Annotated in this window: 38 protein-coding genes and 2 pseudogenes; 2 read left to right on the top strand and 38 right to left on the bottom strand. The window is 33.8% G+C overall.

Features of this window, described 5'->3' with window-relative positions:
- Positions 1-179 precede the first annotated feature (179 nt).
- From nrdD to G7035_RS20700, 9 genes and pseudogenes are all read right to left on the bottom strand, one after another.
- Positions 180-1160 (bottom strand): annotated as a pseudogene (nrdD, locus tag G7035_RS20740) (anaerobic ribonucleoside-triphosphate reductase); the annotation flags it as partial.
- Positions 1161-1163: 3 nt separating this feature from the next.
- On the bottom strand, positions 1164-1415 hold the full coding sequence (locus G7035_RS20735; RefSeq protein ID WP_230877797.1) for a hypothetical protein: 252 nt from the start codon (positions 1413-1415) through the stop codon (positions 1164-1166).
- Positions 1416-1486: 71 nt separating this feature from the next.
- Positions 1487-1948 (bottom strand): hypothetical protein, encoded by a 462-nt coding sequence (locus tag G7035_RS20730; RefSeq protein ID WP_019687557.1) that lies wholly within the window; start codon positions 1946-1948, stop codon positions 1487-1489.
- Entirely contained in the window at positions 1932-2192 is a 261-nt protein-coding gene (locus G7035_RS20725) for a hypothetical protein (protein ID WP_019687558.1), read from the bottom strand. The genes G7035_RS20730 and G7035_RS20725 overlap by 17 nt, the downstream gene beginning before the upstream one ends.
- A 16-nt stretch (positions 2193-2208) precedes the next feature.
- Positions 2209-2430 (bottom strand): hypothetical protein, encoded by a 222-nt coding sequence (locus G7035_RS20720; protein ID WP_019687559.1) that lies wholly within the window; start codon positions 2428-2430, stop codon positions 2209-2211.
- On the bottom strand, positions 2417-2617 hold the full coding sequence (locus G7035_RS20715; protein WP_019687560.1) for a hypothetical protein: 201 nt from the start codon (positions 2615-2617) through the stop codon (positions 2417-2419). Before G7035_RS20715 ends, G7035_RS20720 begins: the two co-directional genes overlap by 14 nt.
- Positions 2618-2820: 203 nt before the next feature.
- Entirely contained in the window at positions 2821-3018 is a 198-nt protein-coding gene (locus G7035_RS20710; protein WP_019687561.1) for a hypothetical protein, read from the bottom strand.
- A 37-nt stretch (positions 3019-3055) separates the two neighbouring features.
- Positions 3056-3412: a hypothetical protein gene (locus G7035_RS20705; RefSeq protein ID WP_019687562.1), complete on the bottom strand. Its 357-nt coding sequence runs from the start codon at positions 3410-3412 to the stop codon at positions 3056-3058.
- Positions 3413-3449: 37 nt separating this feature from the next.
- Positions 3450-3770, bottom strand: a complete 321-nt coding sequence (locus G7035_RS20700) for a hypothetical protein (protein ID WP_019687563.1) — start codon at positions 3768-3770, stop codon at positions 3450-3452.
- A 127-nt stretch (positions 3771-3897) separates the two neighbouring features.
- Between G7035_RS20700 and G7035_RS20695 the strand changes: the two genes are divergently transcribed.
- Positions 3898-4515, top strand: coding sequence for a hypothetical protein (locus tag G7035_RS20695; protein ID WP_019687564.1), 618 nt, complete (start codon positions 3898-3900; stop codon positions 4513-4515).
- 73 nt (positions 4516-4588) lie between these two features.
- On the opposite strand, the gene G7035_RS20690 is transcribed toward G7035_RS20695, so the two are convergent.
- The 21 genes and pseudogenes from G7035_RS20690 to G7035_RS20595 all read right to left on the bottom strand — a co-directional run bounded on the left by G7035_RS20690 (position 4589) and on the right by G7035_RS20595 (position 14616).
- On the bottom strand, positions 4589-4915 hold the full coding sequence (locus G7035_RS20690; RefSeq protein WP_019687565.1) for a hypothetical protein: 327 nt from the start codon (positions 4913-4915) through the stop codon (positions 4589-4591).
- A gap of 4 nt (positions 4916-4919) precedes the next feature.
- Entirely contained in the window at positions 4920-5246 is a 327-nt protein-coding gene (locus G7035_RS20685; protein ID WP_019687566.1) for a hypothetical protein, read from the bottom strand.
- A gap of 12 nt (positions 5247-5258) precedes the next feature.
- Complete coding sequence (locus G7035_RS20680) at positions 5259-5681, bottom strand: hypothetical protein (RefSeq protein WP_019687567.1); 423 nt, start codon at positions 5679-5681, stop codon at positions 5259-5261.
- A complete protein-coding gene (locus tag G7035_RS20675; RefSeq protein ID WP_019687568.1) occupies positions 5682-6074 on the bottom strand; it encodes a hypothetical protein in 393 nt (130 codons plus the stop codon).
- 32 nt (positions 6075-6106) lie between these two features.
- Positions 6107-6403 (bottom strand): hypothetical protein, encoded by a 297-nt coding sequence (locus G7035_RS20670; RefSeq protein ID WP_196478878.1) that lies wholly within the window; start codon positions 6401-6403, stop codon positions 6107-6109.
- A gap of 6 nt (positions 6404-6409) precedes the next feature.
- Positions 6410-6688, bottom strand: coding sequence for a hypothetical protein (locus G7035_RS20665; RefSeq protein WP_019687569.1), 279 nt, complete (start codon positions 6686-6688; stop codon positions 6410-6412).
- A gap of 42 nt (positions 6689-6730) precedes the next feature.
- The gene (locus G7035_RS20660) at positions 6731-6907 is read right to left on the bottom strand and encodes a hypothetical protein (protein ID WP_019687570.1); all 177 of its coding nucleotides are present in this window, start codon (positions 6905-6907) and stop codon (positions 6731-6733) included.
- Between the two features lie 12 nt (positions 6908-6919).
- A complete protein-coding gene (locus G7035_RS20655) occupies positions 6920-7372 on the bottom strand; it encodes a hypothetical protein (protein ID WP_019687571.1) in 453 nt (150 codons plus the stop codon).
- Positions 7373-7405: 33 nt separating this feature from the next.
- The gene (locus G7035_RS20650; RefSeq protein ID WP_019687572.1) at positions 7406-7666 is read right to left on the bottom strand and encodes a hypothetical protein; all 261 of its coding nucleotides are present in this window, start codon (positions 7664-7666) and stop codon (positions 7406-7408) included.
- A 600-nt stretch (positions 7667-8266) separates the two neighbouring features.
- A complete protein-coding gene (locus G7035_RS20645) occupies positions 8267-8527 on the bottom strand; it encodes a hypothetical protein (RefSeq protein WP_019687574.1) in 261 nt (86 codons plus the stop codon).
- 318 nt (positions 8528-8845) lie between these two features.
- A complete protein-coding gene (locus tag G7035_RS20640) occupies positions 8846-9067 on the bottom strand; it encodes a hypothetical protein (RefSeq protein WP_019687576.1) in 222 nt (73 codons plus the stop codon).
- 30 nt (positions 9068-9097) lie between these two features.
- Positions 9098-9595 (bottom strand): hypothetical protein, encoded by a 498-nt coding sequence (locus tag G7035_RS27995; protein WP_445648552.1) that lies wholly within the window; start codon positions 9593-9595, stop codon positions 9098-9100.
- 618 nt (positions 9596-10213) lie between these two features.
- Positions 10214-10453, bottom strand: a pseudogene (locus tag G7035_RS27485) (DHH family phosphoesterase); the annotation flags it as partial.
- Positions 10454-10517: 64 nt separating this feature from the next.
- Positions 10518-10682, bottom strand: coding sequence for a hypothetical protein (locus tag G7035_RS20630; protein ID WP_196478877.1), 165 nt, complete (start codon positions 10680-10682; stop codon positions 10518-10520).
- Positions 10683-10707: 25 nt separating this feature from the next.
- Positions 10708-11619: a hypothetical protein gene (locus G7035_RS20625; RefSeq protein ID WP_019687579.1), complete on the bottom strand. Its 912-nt coding sequence runs from the start codon at positions 11617-11619 to the stop codon at positions 10708-10710.
- A 375-nt stretch (positions 11620-11994) separates the two neighbouring features.
- Positions 11995-12264 (bottom strand): hypothetical protein, encoded by a 270-nt coding sequence (locus G7035_RS20620; protein WP_019687582.1) that lies wholly within the window; start codon positions 12262-12264, stop codon positions 11995-11997.
- 232 nt (positions 12265-12496) lie between these two features.
- Positions 12497-12898 (bottom strand): hypothetical protein, encoded by a 402-nt coding sequence (locus G7035_RS20615; RefSeq protein ID WP_019687583.1) that lies wholly within the window; start codon positions 12896-12898, stop codon positions 12497-12499.
- Positions 12899-12937: 39 nt separating this feature from the next.
- Positions 12938-13267 (bottom strand): hypothetical protein, encoded by a 330-nt coding sequence (locus tag G7035_RS20610; protein ID WP_019687584.1) that lies wholly within the window; start codon positions 13265-13267, stop codon positions 12938-12940.
- 211 nt (positions 13268-13478) lie between these two features.
- Positions 13479-14033 (bottom strand): hypothetical protein, encoded by a 555-nt coding sequence (locus tag G7035_RS20605; protein ID WP_019687586.1) that lies wholly within the window; start codon positions 14031-14033, stop codon positions 13479-13481.
- Positions 14034-14049: 16 nt separating this feature from the next.
- Positions 14050-14286: a hypothetical protein gene (locus G7035_RS20600; RefSeq protein ID WP_019687587.1), complete on the bottom strand. Its 237-nt coding sequence runs from the start codon at positions 14284-14286 to the stop codon at positions 14050-14052.
- A 48-nt stretch (positions 14287-14334) separates the two neighbouring features.
- A complete protein-coding gene (locus G7035_RS20595) occupies positions 14335-14616 on the bottom strand; it encodes a hypothetical protein (RefSeq protein WP_019687588.1) in 282 nt (93 codons plus the stop codon).
- A gap of 88 nt (positions 14617-14704) precedes the next feature.
- Between G7035_RS20595 and G7035_RS20590 the strand changes: the two genes are divergently transcribed.
- Complete coding sequence (locus G7035_RS20590; protein ID WP_019687589.1) at positions 14705-15013, top strand: hypothetical protein; 309 nt, start codon at positions 14705-14707, stop codon at positions 15011-15013.
- Positions 15014-15027: 14 nt separating this feature from the next.
- On the opposite strand, the gene G7035_RS20585 is transcribed toward G7035_RS20590, so the two are convergent.
- The 8 genes from G7035_RS20585 to G7035_RS20550 all read right to left on the bottom strand — a co-directional run bounded on the left by G7035_RS20585 (position 15028) and on the right by G7035_RS20550 (position 20362).
- Positions 15028-15357 carry a hypothetical protein gene (locus tag G7035_RS20585; RefSeq protein WP_019687590.1) on the bottom strand — a complete coding sequence of 110 codons (330 nt, stop codon included), beginning with the start codon at positions 15355-15357 and terminating at the stop codon, positions 15028-15030.
- A 115-nt stretch (positions 15358-15472) separates the two neighbouring features.
- A complete protein-coding gene (locus G7035_RS20580; protein ID WP_019687591.1) occupies positions 15473-15718 on the bottom strand; it encodes a hypothetical protein in 246 nt (81 codons plus the stop codon).
- A 158-nt stretch (positions 15719-15876) separates the two neighbouring features.
- Complete coding sequence (locus tag G7035_RS20575) at positions 15877-16950, bottom strand: toprim domain-containing protein (protein ID WP_019687592.1); 1074 nt, start codon at positions 16948-16950, stop codon at positions 15877-15879.
- 19 nt (positions 16951-16969) lie between these two features.
- Positions 16970-18469, bottom strand: a complete 1500-nt coding sequence (locus tag G7035_RS20570) for a replication protein (protein WP_115293101.1) — start codon at positions 18467-18469, stop codon at positions 16970-16972.
- 10 nt (positions 18470-18479) lie between these two features.
- Positions 18480-19061 (bottom strand): hypothetical protein, encoded by a 582-nt coding sequence (locus G7035_RS20565; RefSeq protein ID WP_147288167.1) that lies wholly within the window; start codon positions 19059-19061, stop codon positions 18480-18482.
- A gap of 5 nt (positions 19062-19066) precedes the next feature.
- Positions 19067-19894 carry an ATP-dependent DNA ligase gene (locus G7035_RS20560; RefSeq protein WP_019687595.1) on the bottom strand — a complete coding sequence of 276 codons (828 nt, stop codon included), beginning with the start codon at positions 19892-19894 and terminating at the stop codon, positions 19067-19069.
- Between the two features lie 82 nt (positions 19895-19976).
- Entirely contained in the window at positions 19977-20150 is a 174-nt protein-coding gene (locus tag G7035_RS20555; protein WP_019687596.1) for a hypothetical protein, read from the bottom strand.
- On the bottom strand, positions 20147-20362 hold the full coding sequence (locus G7035_RS20550; RefSeq protein WP_019687597.1) for a DUF1653 domain-containing protein: 216 nt from the start codon (positions 20360-20362) through the stop codon (positions 20147-20149). The genes G7035_RS20555 and G7035_RS20550 overlap by 4 nt, the downstream gene beginning before the upstream one ends.
- Positions 20363-20380 lie beyond the last annotated feature (18 nt).

Genomic DNA, 20380 nt, shown 5'->3' with positions numbered 1-20380 from the left:
TCCTCTTGGAACCTACTCTACTCACTTCCATCTAAAGATGTGCTTTCGATAGTCTCTAGGCATTTAAATAATGGGTCTTAAGGACAAACACCAATATTATTTAGCACGGGATTGCCATATCATTTTTTGACTTAGGTTTCCCCGTTTAGACAGGTTTTATATGAGCAGTAGATTTATTTACCCATAGTTGCAATTGCTGTATCTGGCTTGTTGGGATCGTAATATTGAAGATTGAAGTCTGCATCTACATTGCAGAAATTCGGAAAGAGACGTTTGCTTGAACATTCGAGTGCTTTCATGAATAAATCATAATTAGGCTCTCCATCATTCTGATTTATTCCTTTTTTACATTGAAAAATAAGTTGAGGGAAGATCGCCGTCTCTGAGTGTCCCAACCCATTTATTGATGCTGTTAATAGTGAATCTGAGATTAACCTTCCTTCAGTTGAAGTGCATAAACCAAATGTGACGCTGGTAAATGGCACTTGACCTCCAGCACGAGATGCCATTGTATTAAGATTATGAATCAAACTCTCAGACGCTTGATATGTCTCAATCTTTGTTTCTTCTATTGCATATGTATATGATTTCGGAAATACCTTGCTAAGTTCTGTATTATCTAGATACAGTTGATCATCTTCGACTTCTGTATAAAACTCATTAAAGTACTTTTGTCCTTTTCTAAAATGCTTTTTAAATGACTTAGTTACATATGGAGCTAAATCCCAGTCAAATTTTGAAGCTCCACAACCTCCGTATTGGCTATTCTGTTGACATTGAAAAATAATAGCTGCTTGAGCCATTGCAGTCATGATTGAGTTTGGTGATCTTACAGAGCCTTTATCACTAACTTCAAATCCATTTGCTAATAACTTATCAAAGGGAATAAATATGCAGTTGTGTGTCCCAACTGCGTAATGATCTAAATCATGTACGTAAACATATCCTTCATCTATTGCCTTTACCAGTCTTTCGGGTAGTACAATATTTCGAGCATAAAGCTTACTGAATTCAGAACCAAATCTATTCATTTTTCCACTGTATGATTCACCATTAAGATTTGCATTTTCTTTTGTTATGTCTTCATTTGTCCCTGAAATAATTCCTTCGCCTAACTTATATATATCGCTCTTATTGTGTTGCGTATGTATCAACTCCATTAATTAAAGTAAATCACTTTGAATGTCGCTATAGCTATAACCATAAGTAAAACCAGAAATACTAATGCCTTTTGCAAATTTATGATTTAAGTTCTCATCGTAAGTATTTTTATAGTATTCAAGCTTGGTTTTAAAGTTATTCTTCCCGTTGATGATTACCTCTTCGTCTGCGAAACCATCCATTTTAATTCTGACTCCTACAAATGATGCTTCATTGGCATTAGCATCTTCAAAGTTCTGAATCAGGCTATTCATAGTTAATTTCAATTTTATACTGACTCCTTTGTCTTTGGGTAAAAGAACTGTTTTATCTAAAATGCTATGTATTACTTCTCAATATGAAGCTTGAATAAATCGCCTTTTTCATTAAACTCTTTTATTTCAAATACATAATCAAAATCATCTGCATCGCCCATATAAGAATGGTTGAAGTTATAAGCACTTACAATACTGCACTTTGGCATTTCATATTGTACTAATACATCTTTTTGATTTTCTTGTTTTCTATAAAAGCCTTCAGCTATAAGTTTGCAATTAACAACTCTACGATTAAAAACTATAGTTTCACAATTTTGAGTTTTACTAAAGAACTTATCATAATCTGACTTCGTGTCTTCCGATTTATTTAGAAACTTGAGCATGTCGCCATTCAACAGAGCATCTTTAACTCTGATCGTTCTATTTGCTACACTTATGCTCCCTTTTTTCAGGGTATTGATAGTTGAAATAAAATTTCCAGCCTCATCAAACACATGCAGCTCAATGATATCTCTAATACCATAATTCACGTTTCCTTACCTCCTCATTTTCCTGTCTATGATTTAAATAATTATATAATTCATTTACAATCCGACAATTTCTAAATTCCTCTACTCTTTCTCCTAGCAATGCTCTAACCACGAGCCACCAGTCATCTAAATACTCCCTATCTTTATCTCTCTTTAGATATAATGTATCAGCAGCAATAGTCAAAGCTTCGACTTCACGAGGCAACATATCCTCAACAATAAATCTCTTCAATTCATCATTCATATTAAGTTGTCCTCTTTTATGTATTTTTGTTTGACACTACTTTATCAAACTCTCTCCAAGCGTCCTTCCAAATCTGTTCCTTTAGTCCATCATACTTATCAAAATCCTTCTTGCCCAAATACTGTTTAAGTTTCTTCTTTACATAATTATCTTCATGCAGCTTTTTTTCTTGCTCAGTGCCTATATCACACATAAAACAACTAACGAGTATTTGAGCCAATTCATCACTTACGTCCATTTTTTTCAATCCATCTCTTGATATTGATATGCCCCATTCGTTCATTTATAAAATCTATCTTATCTCTTTGAGCTTTTTCTAAACTGATTCGTGCTTTTGTTAAACTATCAAGACTCTTATTCAGTCTTTCTATCGATTCATTTAGCTTAGCAACATTTCTTAATAGCTCAGTGGTTTCTTTACCCATTACTCATCCCACCTTCGAGGATATGTACCAACAGGATAAGCTATTGAAGCTACAAATAACAAGTGGTGAATTGTACCGCTTATCTGTTCCGTTTTGCTCACCTCCTTCTTTATTGTAATTTCATTATATTCATTTATAAAGAATAAGTCAATTGTATTTTAATTATTTATTTATTTTAGTCTACTATTTGTAAAAGGTACATTTTACATGAATTCTAAGATGTCTTTCATTGCAAACTCTCGATAATCTCCTTTAGCATAATCCCAAGCTTTAAGTAACCACTGTTCTTCTGGGTGCCATTCTGTAGACCCATAGCGGATACCTTGAGGATACACATGTCTCAGACTCACTTCACCTTTATAATTCTTATATTCAAACATCAACTTTTTGTTAAAGTCCATCTCATATCCCCCCTTCAAATGTGCATTTCATTCAAAATTAAACCGATGTTTCATCTTCAATATACAAACTATAAATTAATTCATTTTTATATTTATAGTACTGTGTTCCTGCAATGGTAAGAGTGCAATTGTGACTTTTAGCAATTTCGGGAATATCTTCGAGTTTATCAACTTTAGCCACTAGCATTTTCACTTTTTTCAGTACTCGATCATCTGCATCAACCTCAAACTCGCAGTTAGGATATTTTTGTCTAAGGTGTTCAATATCTGAAGTTGTGGCATAGGTATGCCCTCCCGTGCCTCTATTTATTAGTAAATGAGTATATCCCTCACTCTCTACAATAAAGTCACTATATCTGTTCAAATCAGAAACGAAGTCTACATAAAAATTCATCACACTCACCCTTTCTCTTGATAAAATTTGACTTTGATCAATTCAGTTCAACATCCCAAGTAAAACCTGCACCATCCACATACTTTATCTGTAACGATTCTAATGAGTGACAATAGCCATCACATCCATTAAAGGGAATTGTGATATATTCACCCAACGGACAGTCACTAAGTTGGTGATATCCACTGTAATTATTTTTCAATTCAATGAGTTCATTAATCACTTCTGTGTTAAATTCCTCGGCATTGTACTTAGCGGTCTCTGTAATGTAGTCTGCGTCATTCGAGTCGGCAACAATAGTAACAACAAAATTATTTAATTCTTCTGCTTGCGGTGCAACTAATTTGTATTTTTTCATTAATAAAACTCCTTATTGTCTTTATGTGATTTTAATGCTTCTCTAAATAATTGTCCTTCATTTCAGTAAATAAATTTACAATATATTCCGATATACAATATAGTTACTATTGAAAGGGTGCTGCTATATGAATCTAACAATTGACTGGGGAACTTTAATAGTTTCTGTCCCAGTAGTTGCTGCCACATGTTTTGGAGCTATAAAGTTTATTGGTAAAGCTTATCTCAAGCAACACTTCGACCAGAGGTTAGAATCATTCAAAACTGAATTACTTAAGGATACTGAAAAGTATAAATCTGAATTGGAAAAGGAAAAGAATGTTCACATTAAAGATCTTGAATTTCAGGCGGCTAGGAGCATGAAAATGTTCGATATGTCTTCAAAGGATAAATATCAAGCATTTATCACTATGTGGGAACAAGTAAGAGTATTTTTCAATCTTTACAATTCCAATCGTGAAAACCCAGAAGAATGTAGAATTGAAGCAGAACGTATTAAAGAGTCTAAAAAATCTATTAGTATTCATATCTCTGAAGAACTGGCTGAGTTATTTGATAGTTTATATGATATTTCATATAATGCAATTGGAGCCAAAAGACATTATTATAGATTAAGAAATGCAGATCCTAATAATGCTACGATGGATAGAGCTCAGGAAAATTTTGAGTCTTATTTAGAGAGAGTAACAACCATATACAATAACATTGAGAAACTTTTACGTGACGAGCTAAAAGGCTCTCTCTAAAATATTCTGAGACCTTAAGGGTCTCTTTTTTATAAAATGCGGCTTTTATAGCCTACACTAATACATAGAACCCCTAATTTATCTTTCTTTTCAATACCTGTTGTGTTGGTTCCATAAGAATCTCAATCTCCTTGTCTAAAGCTTTCTTTTTCTTGTTCCAATCTTCCCACTTTTGTTGTGTTTCTTGCTGTTGGTGCTGTTCATACATTTGCAGAAATTCTTTATACGCTGCCAATCTGCCAACCTTTTTACCGTGAGATAATTCCAGTCCATAGTAATCGTCAAAATTGCCTCCAGACCAATCTTCAGGATCGTAGTTCTCTTCATTTTCTTGATTGATTTCATCTACATACTCTTGAAGTACATTGATCTTGTTTCTTAATCCTTCAACAATGTCCATTTTACTAACCTCCTTGTAAATTAACGTCCCAAGTAAACCCATCCTCATCAATATAAACAACTGATAAGGATTCAAGCGTGTGACAGAAACCATCATATCCATTGTAAGGAATATCGATATACTCTCCCAGTGGACAGTCCGAAAGTTGATGCGACTCACCATATTTAAATTTTAATTCAATCAATTCATCTACAATAGCTCCATTAAACTGTTTTGATGTATATGTTCTTGTTGTTGTAATGTAATCTCCATCATTAGAATCAGCAACAATCGTAACCTTAAAGAAATCACACTCTTCCTTTCTAGGTTTTGATAGTGTGTATTTACTCATTGTTTGTCTCCCTTAAATTAGTTTCATAATTTCTTGATTGATCTCATCAATTTTCTGACTATAATATGTATTTTTCTTTACCTTTGCATCATCAAATTGCTTCAAGTTTTCAACACACTGATTCAAATAGTGCTTGATACACTCTTCTTTATCATAGAAAATATTTAGCGATACACCCGTATAAGCCCTGTAGCCAGTATTATCATATGGAGCAATAACTGTGCTGGACAGTTTCCCACTCTCTTTTAGTTCTCGAAAATGAAATTCTGAATAGTATACTCTTTTATTTTTTGGTAAGTCTTCATTGTTAACCACCACAACTTTTTTAGGTGGGATATGGCGAATTGCCTTATTGTCTACATCGTTATAACGATAATCACAAATCCAAACTTCTTCCCCAATCTTAGCTTTAGATCTGAACTCTAAATGATTCACTTAATAGGCCTTCCCCAATCTGTAATCATCTGCATGTTCCCACTGCTTAAACCATTCTGAGGCATGATAATTAAATACATCATTATGTTCCTTATAGTTATTGACTGTCCAAGTGAATGATTTAACTTCATAATCACCTAATTCATAAAATTGATGGTCTCCTTCTGTAACCAGCTTCATTCTGTTCACTTTCCAGTAAGAGCTAAACGGATAATGCTTAGAATCAGCTTTCATATTGCCCACTTTCCAATTTTCAATTTTTCCATCCAGAAGTAAAACATTAGCATGTAATTCATGTGGATATTTGTCCGACCAATGCACAAACTCATGTTTTTTGGCTAAGTACTCGTCCTTATGATCATCTATGTATTTCATGGTTTCCTTTATACTCACTTTATCGCTTCCTTTCCTCTAAAATACGCCTTTTACTGATTTATTTTGTCTACGATAATTTTGCAAACCTTGTGTCTATATGTATGATTGTAATCCTCTTCAGTGGTAAACAAATAGTTCTTAACGACATATTTACTTAATAATCCGTCTCCTTCGCGGGGATTGCTACCTTGATTAAATGTCTTATATTCAACAATTGATCCAACTGGAGGTAATACATCAAACGGATTACCCCAACCATAGTACTTTCCACCATCACTATGTCTGTTGACAAGATGCCCATCACAAAGTAATTCAAACCTAAATTCACTGAGTGTCAGTTTTATCAATTCCCTTCAATATTTTGGATTCAAAGATTCGTTTACTGTTGAGTAAATAACTTGAATTTGACTAGCCCAAGGTTTCAAACGTGGATCTAACTTTCTTATTTCTCCAAATGCAGTTTCAGAAATCTGGTTATAGAAATCGTCCTCACCATACTTGATCCATTCAAAACCTTCTCTTAATGCATTAACTCCGTTGATTAACTCAACTATCATTTCTTCTTTAAATAAGTCATCGTCTGAGTAGTATGCTTCCGTAATCTCTTTCAAACGTTCTGGTTTTAACCCCATATACACCTATTCCTTTTCAGATAAAATCTCACTTTTACGTAGTTAATCTCCAATATTACTAAGAACAGATTCGATTTCTGCAACAAGTGAATTAGTTTCTTCAATCGCGTCTGCATTAAAACTCATGTCACCAGCGATAGAATCCATCCATTCCTCCAGATCCTCTTTGGCTAACTTAAGCAATCTTAAAAGATTTTTTTGTTGGTCTATGATTTCCACACTTTTCTCCCCCTATGCCCAATATGAGATTGCATCTTCAAACTTAATCCAAAATGTTTCTTCGAGTTCTTCATCTGTTTCAATATTGTAGAACTGAATAAGCATATCATTCCGATGATCTTCTTTAACCACAAATCCTTCTGGATGTGGAACCCAACCGTCTGGAGGGGTAATACTCAGCTCCTTCAATTTTTCCATTGTCTTTTCAAGCGTCCAAGTTAGTTCACAAACAAATCCAGTGTAATCTTTGTTTTGGTTGTAGCCATAATTTCTTTCAGCCATTTTGTTTGTCTCCTCTTCGATAATAGGTTTGTAATTTTCAATCAACTCTTCCTCTGTCATTGCGGGCGTACTAAGTGCTTTTGCACCTACTGGAGACAACTTATACATTGTGACTATTTCTGATACCTCAAGTCGCTGTCCTGTTGATATCAATTTAAACCGATCTCCCATATTAATAGACATCGCTCATACTCCTTTCTTTATCAAATATATCTTTTACTTGCTTGATCTTTTTCTTAACTTTCTGCCAAGAATAAATGTCGATATAAACGCAGATAAATAAAAAATGCTATATCCAACAAAGCCAGCAAAGATAATTTTAACAATATTAATAGTTATGATATATGAATCAACTGTTGTGGCTCTTACTGCATCAATTAGTCCTACTATTCCTCCGACAAACATAATATAGAATCCTACATATACTGCCGACACAATCCCCAATAAAAAGAATACGATAGAAAAAATCTTCTTCAAATTAACATCCTCCATTATGTATACTGACTAACCTCACCCAAATCGAGATTTTTTCACTTGCTAGTCATGTGCAATCCCCACTATCGTCGTGTTTTCCATCTCAGCATAAGCCAACACTCCTAGTTGATTGCATAGCCCAGTTTGTTGTATTGCTATTTAAAGAAAATGCTATACAAAAAATATGTAATGTAAATTGTATCAATTGGATAAAGAATTTTATTCAGCAAGAGTCTGCTCATGGGTTTACGATTAAATGCATATAGTATTAAGCAAACACCGTTAATTAGTTTAAGCAAGAATTGTAAGATTCCATATGCTAATAAGTATTCATTCGTTGAAAAATATATTGCTGATAAAAAATAGAATGTCAGAGGGATTGTCCCAACTACGAAAGTAAGAATTAAAAATAACCAGTTCGGATTTGGGATGAGTGAATCTAATCCATTTATCGATTCTTTTAATTTTTGTTGTGATATTTCTTTGGGTTCAAGCCATCTTTTATAACCGCTAATATTCAAAAAAAGCATAACCAATCCCAACAATATATAAGTTACAGTCATATAAAAACCCTCTCTGGCTTTATCTTTTTGTGTAAAAGCATTATTTTATCTTGATATATCTATTCAAGATTCGCTTAAAAAGCTCCTTATCTTCACTGCTGACCCTAACGAATTCCTTTTTATCTTCCTCATGAATAACCGTATTATCAACAACCATATTTACAATTTCATTATTATGATCTATTTCCGTGTAAATTGATGTCGTTTGAGCAACATGATCCCCTGCCATATATGGTTTAGATGGATTCTTTTTCTCTACCACTTCTTCAATAGTAATCAAAAGATTTCTATTTTTATTCATTTAGGTGCACACTCACTTTTCATCAAACTTGTATTTACATTCACATACGTTGTTCAATATTTAATATGGCTCCTCTATATTGTTCTACAACCTTTATGATATTGTTTGCCTCTATATTTAAATCGAGCAATAAACGTTTTGATAAGCAACAATCCTTCGTTGACTCTTTCGACAACTATTACTCCAAATTTAGTCTTCCAGCTTATCTTTCCTACGATATTAGGAATGGCAGCCACCTCTTTAATGAGGCGACCCACTCCAACATTACTTTGCTCACATCTTGTTCTCGCATGATCGGACACTTTAATACGCATAAAATCACCGTTTTACAGACTTACGATTCTTGCGTTGCGCTGCAAATTTCGTGAGTGTAGCCCCTTCTTTTTGTCCATTCACGGCAGGCTTAACAAATTGAAACTTTAATCCTTCTTTAGTCGCGATTCGTTTTGCCTTTTTTACTGCTCCAAGACAGTCAGTTGGTAGATTGTTGATTACCACGTTTTTGTTTTGCGTGTTTACTGCGATTCCGTAAAATTTCATATGTATATTTCTCCGTTCTTATATGTCTTTTTATTTTGTTTCTCTATATTCTTCTATAAATAATTGGAGTGTTTTAGTTACTTTGAATTTTGGTCTATAAACTTTCCATACATTTATATTTAATGTTCCAATTGCTTCAATCTCACTAAAGACTGGAACACTTTTATAGTAATTTACGTCAGTCTTAAACTTCATAAGCTGAAGCTTGTCGCAGTCAATTTTAACGGTGTTGTTGGACTGGCCAATCAACTTCTTATCTGACACAAATAGCCCTTTAATAAGAAATCTACCCTGTTTGAATTTATTACCTGTGATCCGATAGAATTCAGAAAGATAGTTGATTAGATTTTCGTTTACCTGATTGATGTCAAATTCAAGGTCATAATATAATGAATTATCTGCAACAAAATTCTGAAGCTTTCCGTTAAGCTCTTGACGTAATACTTCAATGTCTTTTTTCAACAATTGAAGACCACCAGCTCCATCATGTCCACCTGTATAAATAACGCTATTGCAATCACCAAGCATATCTAACATTGAAAAATCTTCTAAGCCTCGAAAGCTTCCTGCATATGTATCCTCACTGTCTCCATTACCAAGTACAATTGCTGGCCTACTATATGTTCTGGACAGTTCTTGCGCTACTAGTCCATTCATACCTTTTCCAAGAGTATGATCAATAACAATAACAACTTTGTCGTTTTCATTTACTAAAGGTTTTAACCTAATTAATGCTTCAGCTTGTACTGTTTTTCGTCTTTCATTTAATCTAATCAAATCTTTAACCAATAATTTAATCTCTGGACTGTCCTCGTCGCACATCAGAAAATCTATAGCCAACTGAATATTGTCTGCTCTCGTGGCTGCTGTAACGGCAGGGCTTACTCCGTATAAGAAGTCTGTTGCTGAAAGGTTGTTTAAATCAAAGTTCATAGCTGCAAATAATACTTTTAATCCTGCATGACGCAATCCCTTCAAGGATAGTTTCGCAAAATATCTATTCTCTAACTCTATCATTGACATCATGTCTGCCATCAATGAAAACCCCGGCAAGTCAGATAATTGATGTGCATAATGTGTATTCATGTAATCATCAATTACCTCGCAAACTTTGAACACAAGTAATCCACCACAAGCATTTTTATTTGGATATTTACATCCTTCTTGCTGAGGATTCACTATAATCGCATAGGGATTATTGTTAGTAATGGTATGATGATCAATAATTAAGCAGTCAATACCTTTATCAACCAATGCCTTCATCGATTGTGTATCATTACTTGAACTATCTACAGCAATAAACAACTTTGTTCGTTTAGGAATTGAATCAATTAAATTATTGATCGAGTGACCTTCGCTTCGTTCATTGCATACATAATGTACATCGTCTGTGAAATTTTTTAGATACTTGTATAGTAGTACTAATGATGTTACGCCGTCATAATCCTAACTAATCAGGATCTCCAGAAATCGTAATTGTTTCACGACTTCTTATTGCAAGTATGATTCGTGTTGCTAGTGCATCTATATTTTTGAGTAGGTATGAATTGCATATTACATTTGTCAATGGGTTCAAGAATTGATCAATATCTTCGATACCATTGATTTTAGCCAACTTACCATATGTATTGTCGTATGCTTCAAACGGAATTTTGGGTTCTCTCTGTTTCCATCTCAATACCTTCATTCTCCTTATCTCGTAACCTTCCAGTCATTTGTAAATATTTTTTATTTTTTCTTGTTAAATATGTATTGGATTTATCATACAAATGATTTAGTATTTTTGGCACTTGTTCATTCCCACAATAAGATAAACCTCTGCAATATCCATCTCTACCCTCATTTCGTATAGAGAGCTTTGGTGTATGATTTGTAATTCCCACTTCAACAAAATAATTTGCTATAATAGTACATATCTCTTCGTATGTTGTAAACTGCACTCTCGCTTTCAGTCTCTTTTTAGATCGATCACAAACGTATCCGCACATAATTGATCCATCAGCATCTAAGACTCCTCTAATAAAATGCCTAATGAGATGTTTTGGTAGTTTATCAACAATCTTTTTAGTATTATGTCGGTTTGCAACTAAACCGTAGTCGTTGTGTAGTTTTCCTGCAAAGTACTTATTAGAAATATATAGCCTCACTACATCTTGCGCATTATCAAAATTACTTTTAAGCTTATACTTTTTTATTGTGTAATTTGCCTCTAAACTAATTTTTAGTTTTTCTAAATGCTCCCTATCCTCTTCCGCTAAGTCCAACTTAAACTCGTAATAACAGATCCCATTTCTAACTCTACTGCAAACATATCCGTCGCACCAAATAAACCCCAACCAATAAGCCTTATCTTCTGAGTCTATTTTATCGAAATAATTCTTGTTGAAACTGTAGATGCTACCATTCTGCCTCGCTTGAATATTTGATTCTTTAAACCACCTATCCAGCACCTTGCTGTCTCTAATATTGAATATCTTTTTTATTTCATTTTTTGGCTTTCCTTGTTCATACAATTTCCTCAATAATTCTGGAGTACATCCTCTGTCTGCCATATGGATTTTGTTTGAAGGTTCTATATAATCACTCCTTGTACTTCTTTATTGAATACTTATTTTGAATTTTTCAGGTAGTGTAATTTTAAGGTTATTGTTAATTGCTTTCATAAAACTATAAGTGAGATACCTATTCTCTCTTCCTGTCTGTTTATTTACGATTTTGATATTCACCATATCAATCACTCCAGTTCAGGTTAGTTTATTCCTAAGTATTCCAACATTTCTTTCTTCTCTACCTCACTGAAATTCTTCCATGCAGCCTGTAACTCCAACATAATACAGTTAAACTCACGCCAATTACCCTCGCTGTTTTTTGTGACAATCCCATACCCATTCAGCATTACATCTAAAGTTTCTATTCTAATCACCTCCTTATTTTGATACGGATATTACATGTGGGATTCCTCGTTGCTTGTCCTTTATAAATACTTCATTCGTATCCAAGTTAACAATCTGATAATCTCTATACATATCCACGTACCACCACAACACATAAGAAACGTGTTCTAATGAACTCCATATAGTCGCTTTATTGGTAGTCTCAACGTCTTCATATGGATGATCAGTACCCGAATCTACATGTAAGAGATACTTATCTGTCGCCACATCTTGAATTACAAACCTGTAGTGTATATCTGTCATTGCTGTTTCTCCTCTCTGAACGTAGATAATCCTTAATAACATTTATGAATCTGAGTCCTAAAATAAAGTCTCCGTGATTAATATTGGTTTCAGTGGTTGTCCATTCTGTTTCATATCCATGCGCAATCAATATAGACTGAATTTCATTTATAAATTCTCCTTGCTCCCCTTGGTTGTACCGATAAAAATTCATTTTATTCCACCTTATAAAATAGTAGTTTTACTCATCATTTTATTGTTTTTCCATTCGCTCTGCTGCTTCATCAATAAGTGCTTCAAATGATTGTTTAGTCGTTTTAGCCATCATCATCCATCCTTCAATTTCCCAAGGCGACATCTCAGTATTGATATCTCGAAACTTGCTTGACAGACCCTGAATCTCTTGTTGAAGATAATAAAATCGTTTATAAAACCCTACATCTGTTATAATAGGATGTTTTCGTGTATCTGGCTCATGATAAACTGAATTTACATCAGTCCAGAAAATCTCACCGTTCTCTACTTCTACATACAAATTATCTCCAACCACTTCTTTTACCAATGCTTGCAAACCAATATTAAAATCATTATCACTTCTTGCGATTTCAACATATGTATCTTTTAAATAAGAATAATCCTTTGTTTTAATCTTCATTTTTAACTGTCTCCTATAATAGTTTTTATTTACTAACTTTTACTCAGCATAATTATGACGATCTTTAAACATTCTTTTAAATCTCATTAAGGTTACTTCATCTAATCCAAACTCTGTTGCGTCCGCAATTAAAACTAATTCAAAATGTTTGTCTGTGTAATAGTCACTCAATGAGAGAAAATGCATTTCATTTACATCGTTATATGTAAAAATTTCGTCCCTCTTTGCATCATAACAAAAGAGATATTCTTTTCCTGCTTCGAAACAATGATCCGCTTCTTCGTTTGGTTTTCTTCCATATATGATCATGGACTCTCTACATCTTACTCTAGCTAACATCAATTTCCTTTCGTTACGTCTATTCCCCAACACTATCTCTCCTTTTTATAAAATCTTGTTTTTACTTTTTAATATTTGAATCTACACCGAGTTTTAAATTTATAACTACTCATACTAACTCCAACCAAGCGTTCAATTTCATCTTTGTACTTCTTTCTTCTAGTCAAGAAATATAATATCTTATTTCTTCGAATTTTTTTTTGTATCTCTTTACTACTCAACCAGAATTCGTTGAGATCTTTCATTGGTCAATCACTTTCCATTCTCCTGTAGAAATCATCTCTTTAACTTGTTCAATAGAATATTGAAGCTGCCAATACGAGATAGGAGTTGTAACAATATAGAAGTTACCGCATTTGTCAGCCTTACATTTGACTTCTTTGGTAGTAAAATAAAATGAATCTTTTAGTTCGATTTCGTACTTGGTATTACTTTTACTTGTTAACTCATTAAGTTCTTTAAGCAGTGAATACATCGCTTTATCCTTCAAAGAAATCAATTCATTAATATATTCATCAGTAAATTCGTTTCTTCTCATATCAATTTGTTGCTTTAGATAACTAATCCGTTTTTCTTTCTCTACTCGTTCTACGTGACTCTTCGTGTCTACCTTGGACACAATCCATCTTGTAGGCTTAACCCCTTGATTGGAATCCGTAATTCTTAGTACTCTACCTGTTTCATAGCCATTTTGAGTGTCACAAACAACTAAATCGTCTTTTTTCAAATCAATGTCAGTGTAAAATGCGTATGGTGTTTGACTTCCGTTGTGTTTTACAATTGCAATTTTAGCCATATGTATTATTCTCCTTTTATTTGCTGTATGCCTGAGACCAATTCTTATATTCATCTGCTCTAATAGCAAAATAATCGCCATCATGTTGAAAACATTTATAAGCAATAAGTGTATTAACCGAGTTTTTAATATTCACTCTATCCCCGATAGATACGGGAATCCATTGATACGGCTCATTAATTTCATCAAGCCAAAACAAGAAATTTTCCCATTCTAGCTTTGATACAATTTGAAAGTTGTCTGCTTTAAACAAATCACCACCTCCTTGTAAAAGTATATTTTTATCAACTCAGAGAGTTGTTTATTCTGCCAATTCTAGATTAAAATTCACCTGATGATGAAGTACCCATCCAGTTGCATTTTGGTTAACGTTGTGACAATAATATCTATCTTCTGGAATATCATTATCACTTGCGGGAATAGTATCTAAGATCCATAACATATCTTCATTTTCCCAATTGTAGCAATCTAATTGGTCGTCTTTAACCCAGCAGATTCCGTCCAGAATTAGTTCGTTTTTTTCGTTGTATCTAATGTTTGGTTCATAGATACTAACTCTATTCTTTTCAATTTCAGCAAACATTTTTACGTTCCCCCTTTCTTCATGAAACTCCTCTTTCACTAATTCTATATTTCTATTATAATTAGTGTAAAAAGTTAGGAAGTTTACAATGAATAACAGTGTTTCAAAGGTTAAAATTGATGACTATTATACAAATAACGGAACAAGCTTTTGCGACCTATTAATATATTTAGATGACAATTCAATAATAAAAGCAAAAGCAAAAGAGATTGAAGGAACTTGGATCTTTTATTCTGCCGACTTTACTACTCGTCCTTGCCCCAACTGTAAGCAAATAGCTTGGTGTCATTGTGCTAAGAAACTTCTTTCCTTCCCAGACAAACCACTTAACAAATTTATAAAACAAGAACTTATGGTATATCGCTTAGGAGATCCGTTTAATTACTGGAGTAAATAAAATTCAAATTTTATTTATTTCTCAATTTTATACGAAATGATCTCAGCACTAACGATAGAATCTTCAACGTCTCCAATATCTATTAGTACTCTTTTTTTACCATTAAACAATACTACTTCCTGAATATATCCAGCTTCATCTACGCTGTTAATATGCTTCTTGTTGAGTTCATGTTCGACGGGAATAAAATCTCCATCTGCAACAGAACTGATAGCCGTCTTAAGGATTGAACTCCCCATTGTGTTTCCCCCAACTTCATATATTATTGCTCCTTTATAATCTTCAAACATTAGGGTAACTTTCACTTGATGGATATTAGAATATCCAGGGTTGTAAAATTTCATTTGTTTGTCTCCTTTTCTTTATATAAAATCCAACTTTTATATGGTCACATTAGCATGTTTGAGAGGTTGTTAGCTGTGTATGAAATTCCGATCAACCTCTACTATGTATCAATCATCATTTTAATTTATAGAATACTTTTCTAGAGCACATCATGAAAGAACTCGATTCAAAACCTGCATCGTTTACTATAAATAACTCAGCTTCGCCTATACTACTAATACTAGATTCCCACCTACCTAAAACATATAATTCCCCCTCTGTTAAATCTAATCCCCCACATAAATTCTTAGTGATAAAAACATGAGTTGCTACGCTTAAATCCTCTGTCGGCTCTAAGCTGGCAAGTTGATGACTAGACATGTGACCATCCCTCTCTGTTTCATATTTTCATTATATTTATTTGTTTAATATAAGTCAACAGTTTTATTTCATTATTTATAATTGTTTAACTGACAGTGTTTCAGCTTATAAAAAAGGGAGGTTCTTACGCCTCCATTTAGATAAAAACTATATTTTACTCAGACTGATACTTTGAATTTACACTCCTCATATAGAGTATTGAATACATCTTCTCCTCTGTCACATGGACTGTCTTTGTCCTTAAACAAGTTTCTATTGTCATATAAAGCATACACATTTCTAGTTTTCCCGAACTTAGCTGCTTGTTTTCTTACTGCTTCTACTGGCTTGTCTTTATCTAACGCTATAACTATCTCTACATCATGGCTTAATTCCTTTATCATCTCAACCTGCCATTCACTTAGATCGTCACCACTAATAGCAACACAGTTTCGATGACCGTATTGACTAATTAACCAGCAAGTTTTTTCACCTTCAAATATCAATATCTCTTTTCTTTCTAATATGTAATACAAGGCTCGATGCCAATTGTAAAGTTCAATCATCTTGTTGAAATTGATAAGATATAAGAACTTATAAATATTCTTCTCTTCGTAGTCACCAAATATGGTTCTTCCTTTTATAGATACAATATCCCCAAAGCGATTGTGTATGGGGAAGATTATACGTTGGCTTCTTAAGTCAAAGCCTATTTGAAATTCTCGCTGTATTTCGCATGACACCCCCTCATCTAAATAAGTTTGATGAGGGTACATGACAAATTGATTTAATATTTCATCATCATAGGTGTCATTCTCAAGGTTACTTAACTCTCTTTTTTTCTTACGTTTCCGTCTAACATCCTTGAGCCAATCGAGTTGAACTAAACTAGGTGGAGGCATATAGCTGCTGTCTAAAAATTCTTTGTAGCCTAATTGTTCACATATCCATCTTTTAGCTTTAGGCAATCCTCTTTGTCTGTCATCTTCTGATATTTGATCAAAAACTATATAAGATACTAATCCATAAATATCTATATCTGACTCTCCAAGCGTCCTAATTCTGCTTGATAGGCTTTCATTTAAATAAACTTGAACTGATCTTTTATTTGGCGATTCAAATTTGTGGGGGAGTTGCGCCTCGTAGCGATTATTCTTTTTTTCTACATATTCGCAACCCATTGCTTCTAAAAGTTCTCCAACCCTTGATTCCTCTATGATTCTTTCCTTTATTAACTTCAGATCATTGCTCATGCTGCTCCTCCAAAGGAGTTTAACGTCCATTATTAGGTACGACTACTAATGCTACCTCTTTCCAAATATTAAAATCATAATTCACTTCAAACACTATTTGCTCATCCTCAGATCCTTCACGGTTTTTAGGTAGGAACAGAATGAGATATTTTTTCCCCGGGTCTAATTTATACGGTTTCTTGTGCCATCCACCAAAACCACTATCCTTCTCCCAGTTATATGGATCTAATTCGTTTTTTCCACCGGGATATTCGTCTGCAAAAATCAATCTGCCAGCCATTACAACGGCTGCTACTTCTACAATCTCTGGTGATTTACCAATACAATCTAAATCTATGTATCTAAACTCTTTACCAATTTTAAGTTGAACTGTTGCTATTGTGGCGCAATTATTAGACTCTTCTTTGATACAGTCATACAGTTCTTGAGCTGAGTTGGAGAAAGCAAGCCATCGCTCTACGTTCTGTGATAAATCAGGTTTAAATGTATCAAAATAAATATGCTTATAACCTAATGGTCTATAAAGTTCTATTCTATTAATGACGTCTTCAATTCGATACTTCTTGAGCTGCACGAATTTAATAAAGTCTGGACGGTGTGTCTGCAACCATTCGGCAGCTTCTTTCAGGGTTTGTTTGATTTCTGCACTAAATCCACCCCTGTTAACCGTATCTCGTGCCACTGGCTTTTTCAAAATTCTTGCGGCAACGGTCACTAGAAGTCTTGTCCTCCATCTTTTTATCCCTTCTTCATTTGCAAAGATAATTCCTTTTTCTCCGCTCTCAAGTAACCCCAAAACGCCTTTCTCAGTTAAAATGCTTGATTTCCCCACACCTGAAGGAAGAACGAGATACATTAAGTTTCCAAGCTTTTGCCCGTTGATCTTCTTATTTAGCCTAGGAGACTCGAATAGCGGTATTCCTGCATCTTCTCCTGCCTCCAATTGATCAATGGTCTCATCTAGATTATCTATAAGATTGTATTCAATTACTTCTCCACTATTTACATGAGAAAAGGATTCTTTGTGTTTAAATTGAAAGAAGCTTTGCATCTGTTTAAGTGACATATTAGCCAATTTTGAAACCAGATTTGTGTTACTAATATCCAATAACCCTTGCTTTTGAAGATTACGAAGTGACTCATATTTTTGTACTTCGCTAAAATGATATTCATCATTTCCTTTGTCTCCGTCACACTCTGATACGACTTCATCAATTGTTGAGAAGCCGCCATAATCATTATAATAATCAAAGTATGACTTCTTGCCATTTTCAGAAGGCTTAGATGTAATAAATGAGTAAGTGGTTACATCATCAAATAATCGAATACCACTTTCATACATCTCTTTTCCAATGTAAAAGTAGAACCACCATATACCCTCTGTAAAAGTATCTTTACTAATTTTATGGGTTTTATATTTACCGTATAGACTTGGTGTGTTCCATAAATAACCGATAAATATAGACTCATGAACTTTCGATGGATCTACAAATTCTTTGATATATTCTATTGTTACCACTCCTAACGAATTACACAAAATCAGAAATGTCTAAATCATCTCGTTTATTAATATATATATTTTTAGTTGTAAGAGATTGATCTCTTTTAGACTCTTGTTTTTCAACTCGTTTTACTGCTTCTAATTGTTTCTTTTTATTCTGTCTAATTCTCCAAGCATCATTTAAATGGCTCATCATAGTAGAGATTGTATAATTGACCTGATTAACGTCGTTCCAATCTCCGATCTTTGTAGACATTGCATATAAGTTGTTTTTCTCAGATAGCCTATAAGCTTCAAGCATTAGAGCATAGTCAGGCCCTGTTCTCCACTTTGGAATTTTCTTGCCTTTTTTATACTCAAAGCCAGCACGAAGATGCTTTAATCTTGTTATATTTGCTATTGATAGTGTAACTAAATCGTGAAACTTTATTATGTATTGATATAACTCATCCCATTGCTCATTTTCAATTCTAGTTGCCTCTTGTTCTTTCTTAAACCTCTCATAACAGTATTCTTTATGGTAATACCTTTTGTGTTCTAAAATCATATCTTCTCTAAGTCCATATTGACTGCAAATTGGACACTTAACTGGTCTTGCCAGTTTAATCACCCCCTTCAGAATTTAAAACATTCAAACTCAGGCAATCTCAACAAATTGTTTTTCGTAAACCCTCTATGTTTAACTACGCACTTAATAACTTCTTTAATGTAGACTGTACTTTCTGTTTCCTTTACTTTAAGCTGCTGGAATACCTTGTACCCTGCTTTTCTCTCATTTGAGCCTACCGCTAAAGTTAAGACACCTGCTATTCGTTCGCCATCAGATAGTAGCCAACCAAATTCATCTTTTTTATAACCAGCAATGTAGTACTCACCAACATCATAGGCAATTACTTTAAGCCACTTATCTGATCTTTTGTCAATCTCATATTTCGAATTTATTTCTTTCTGAACGGTTCCTTCAAGCTTTTGTTGCTTAGTAAGATTAAAGTACTCAACTCCGTGTCCCAAGATGAATTTTGTCTTTTTGTAATAATCATTATCCTTAAATGCTGACTCCAGTATCTCTTTACGCTCAATTAACGGCAAGTGGGTAACACTTTTTCCATTATAATTAATGATATCGAATGCACAAAAAGTTACTTTGTGTTTACTTTTTCTTGATTTAAACCTTTCCATAACTGATTCAAAATTTGGTTTTCCTTCTGAGTCAGTAACAATTAGTTCCCCATCTAGAGTTGTTCCATTTTCAATTGGAATATTATCAATAAGCTCAGGGAACTTGCCAGTTACTTCGTTCTTATGTCGTGTATATAGCCTTACTCCATCTCGCGTATCTACAAGAAGTCTTATCCCATCAAGCTTTAACTCTGTTAAATGCAAATTACTGTTAAATGGCTCATTGTTATCTGCCTTATGCAGAAGCATTGGAGATACAAACATATTCATCACCCATTTAACAGTATATCAAATGAGTATATGCTATTTCTGCGGTAAGTTATGTATATCGTTTAAAATGAAGATTTTATTCAATCTCATGATACACTTGTAAAACATTTGCGTTGTCGATTAATTGATCGTGTTCATCCAATACCATAATGAATGAATCATCCATTGGAATATAGACACCCGTTTCATTGAGGTGCTTTACAATGATCTTCCTAACCTCTTCTAGACTTAGTGTATATCCGGCTGTCATTCCATCTCCTCCTCGATTAACTCAAAGCGCTTGACACCATTGTTTGTATATCCAAAGAACATATCTACTGGTCTAGCCCAAATGTTATTATCTTTATCCTTGTAGATCACCAAACCATCCATTGTTTCAGTGTGTGTAGCCATACTGACAATTGTGTAGTAATTTCCTTTATAATGCTTGTATCTAGCTCCCTTAGTTACTTCGTACACCATTTATTTTCCTCCACTATG

The sequence above is a fragment of the Paenibacillus polymyxa genome (assembly GCF_015710975.1).
Lineage (GTDB): Bacteria > Bacillota > Bacilli > Paenibacillales > Paenibacillaceae > Paenibacillus > Paenibacillus polymyxa.
The sequence above is the reverse complement of the archived record's forward strand: the minus strand, read 5'-3'. Positions and strand labels throughout refer to the sequence as shown.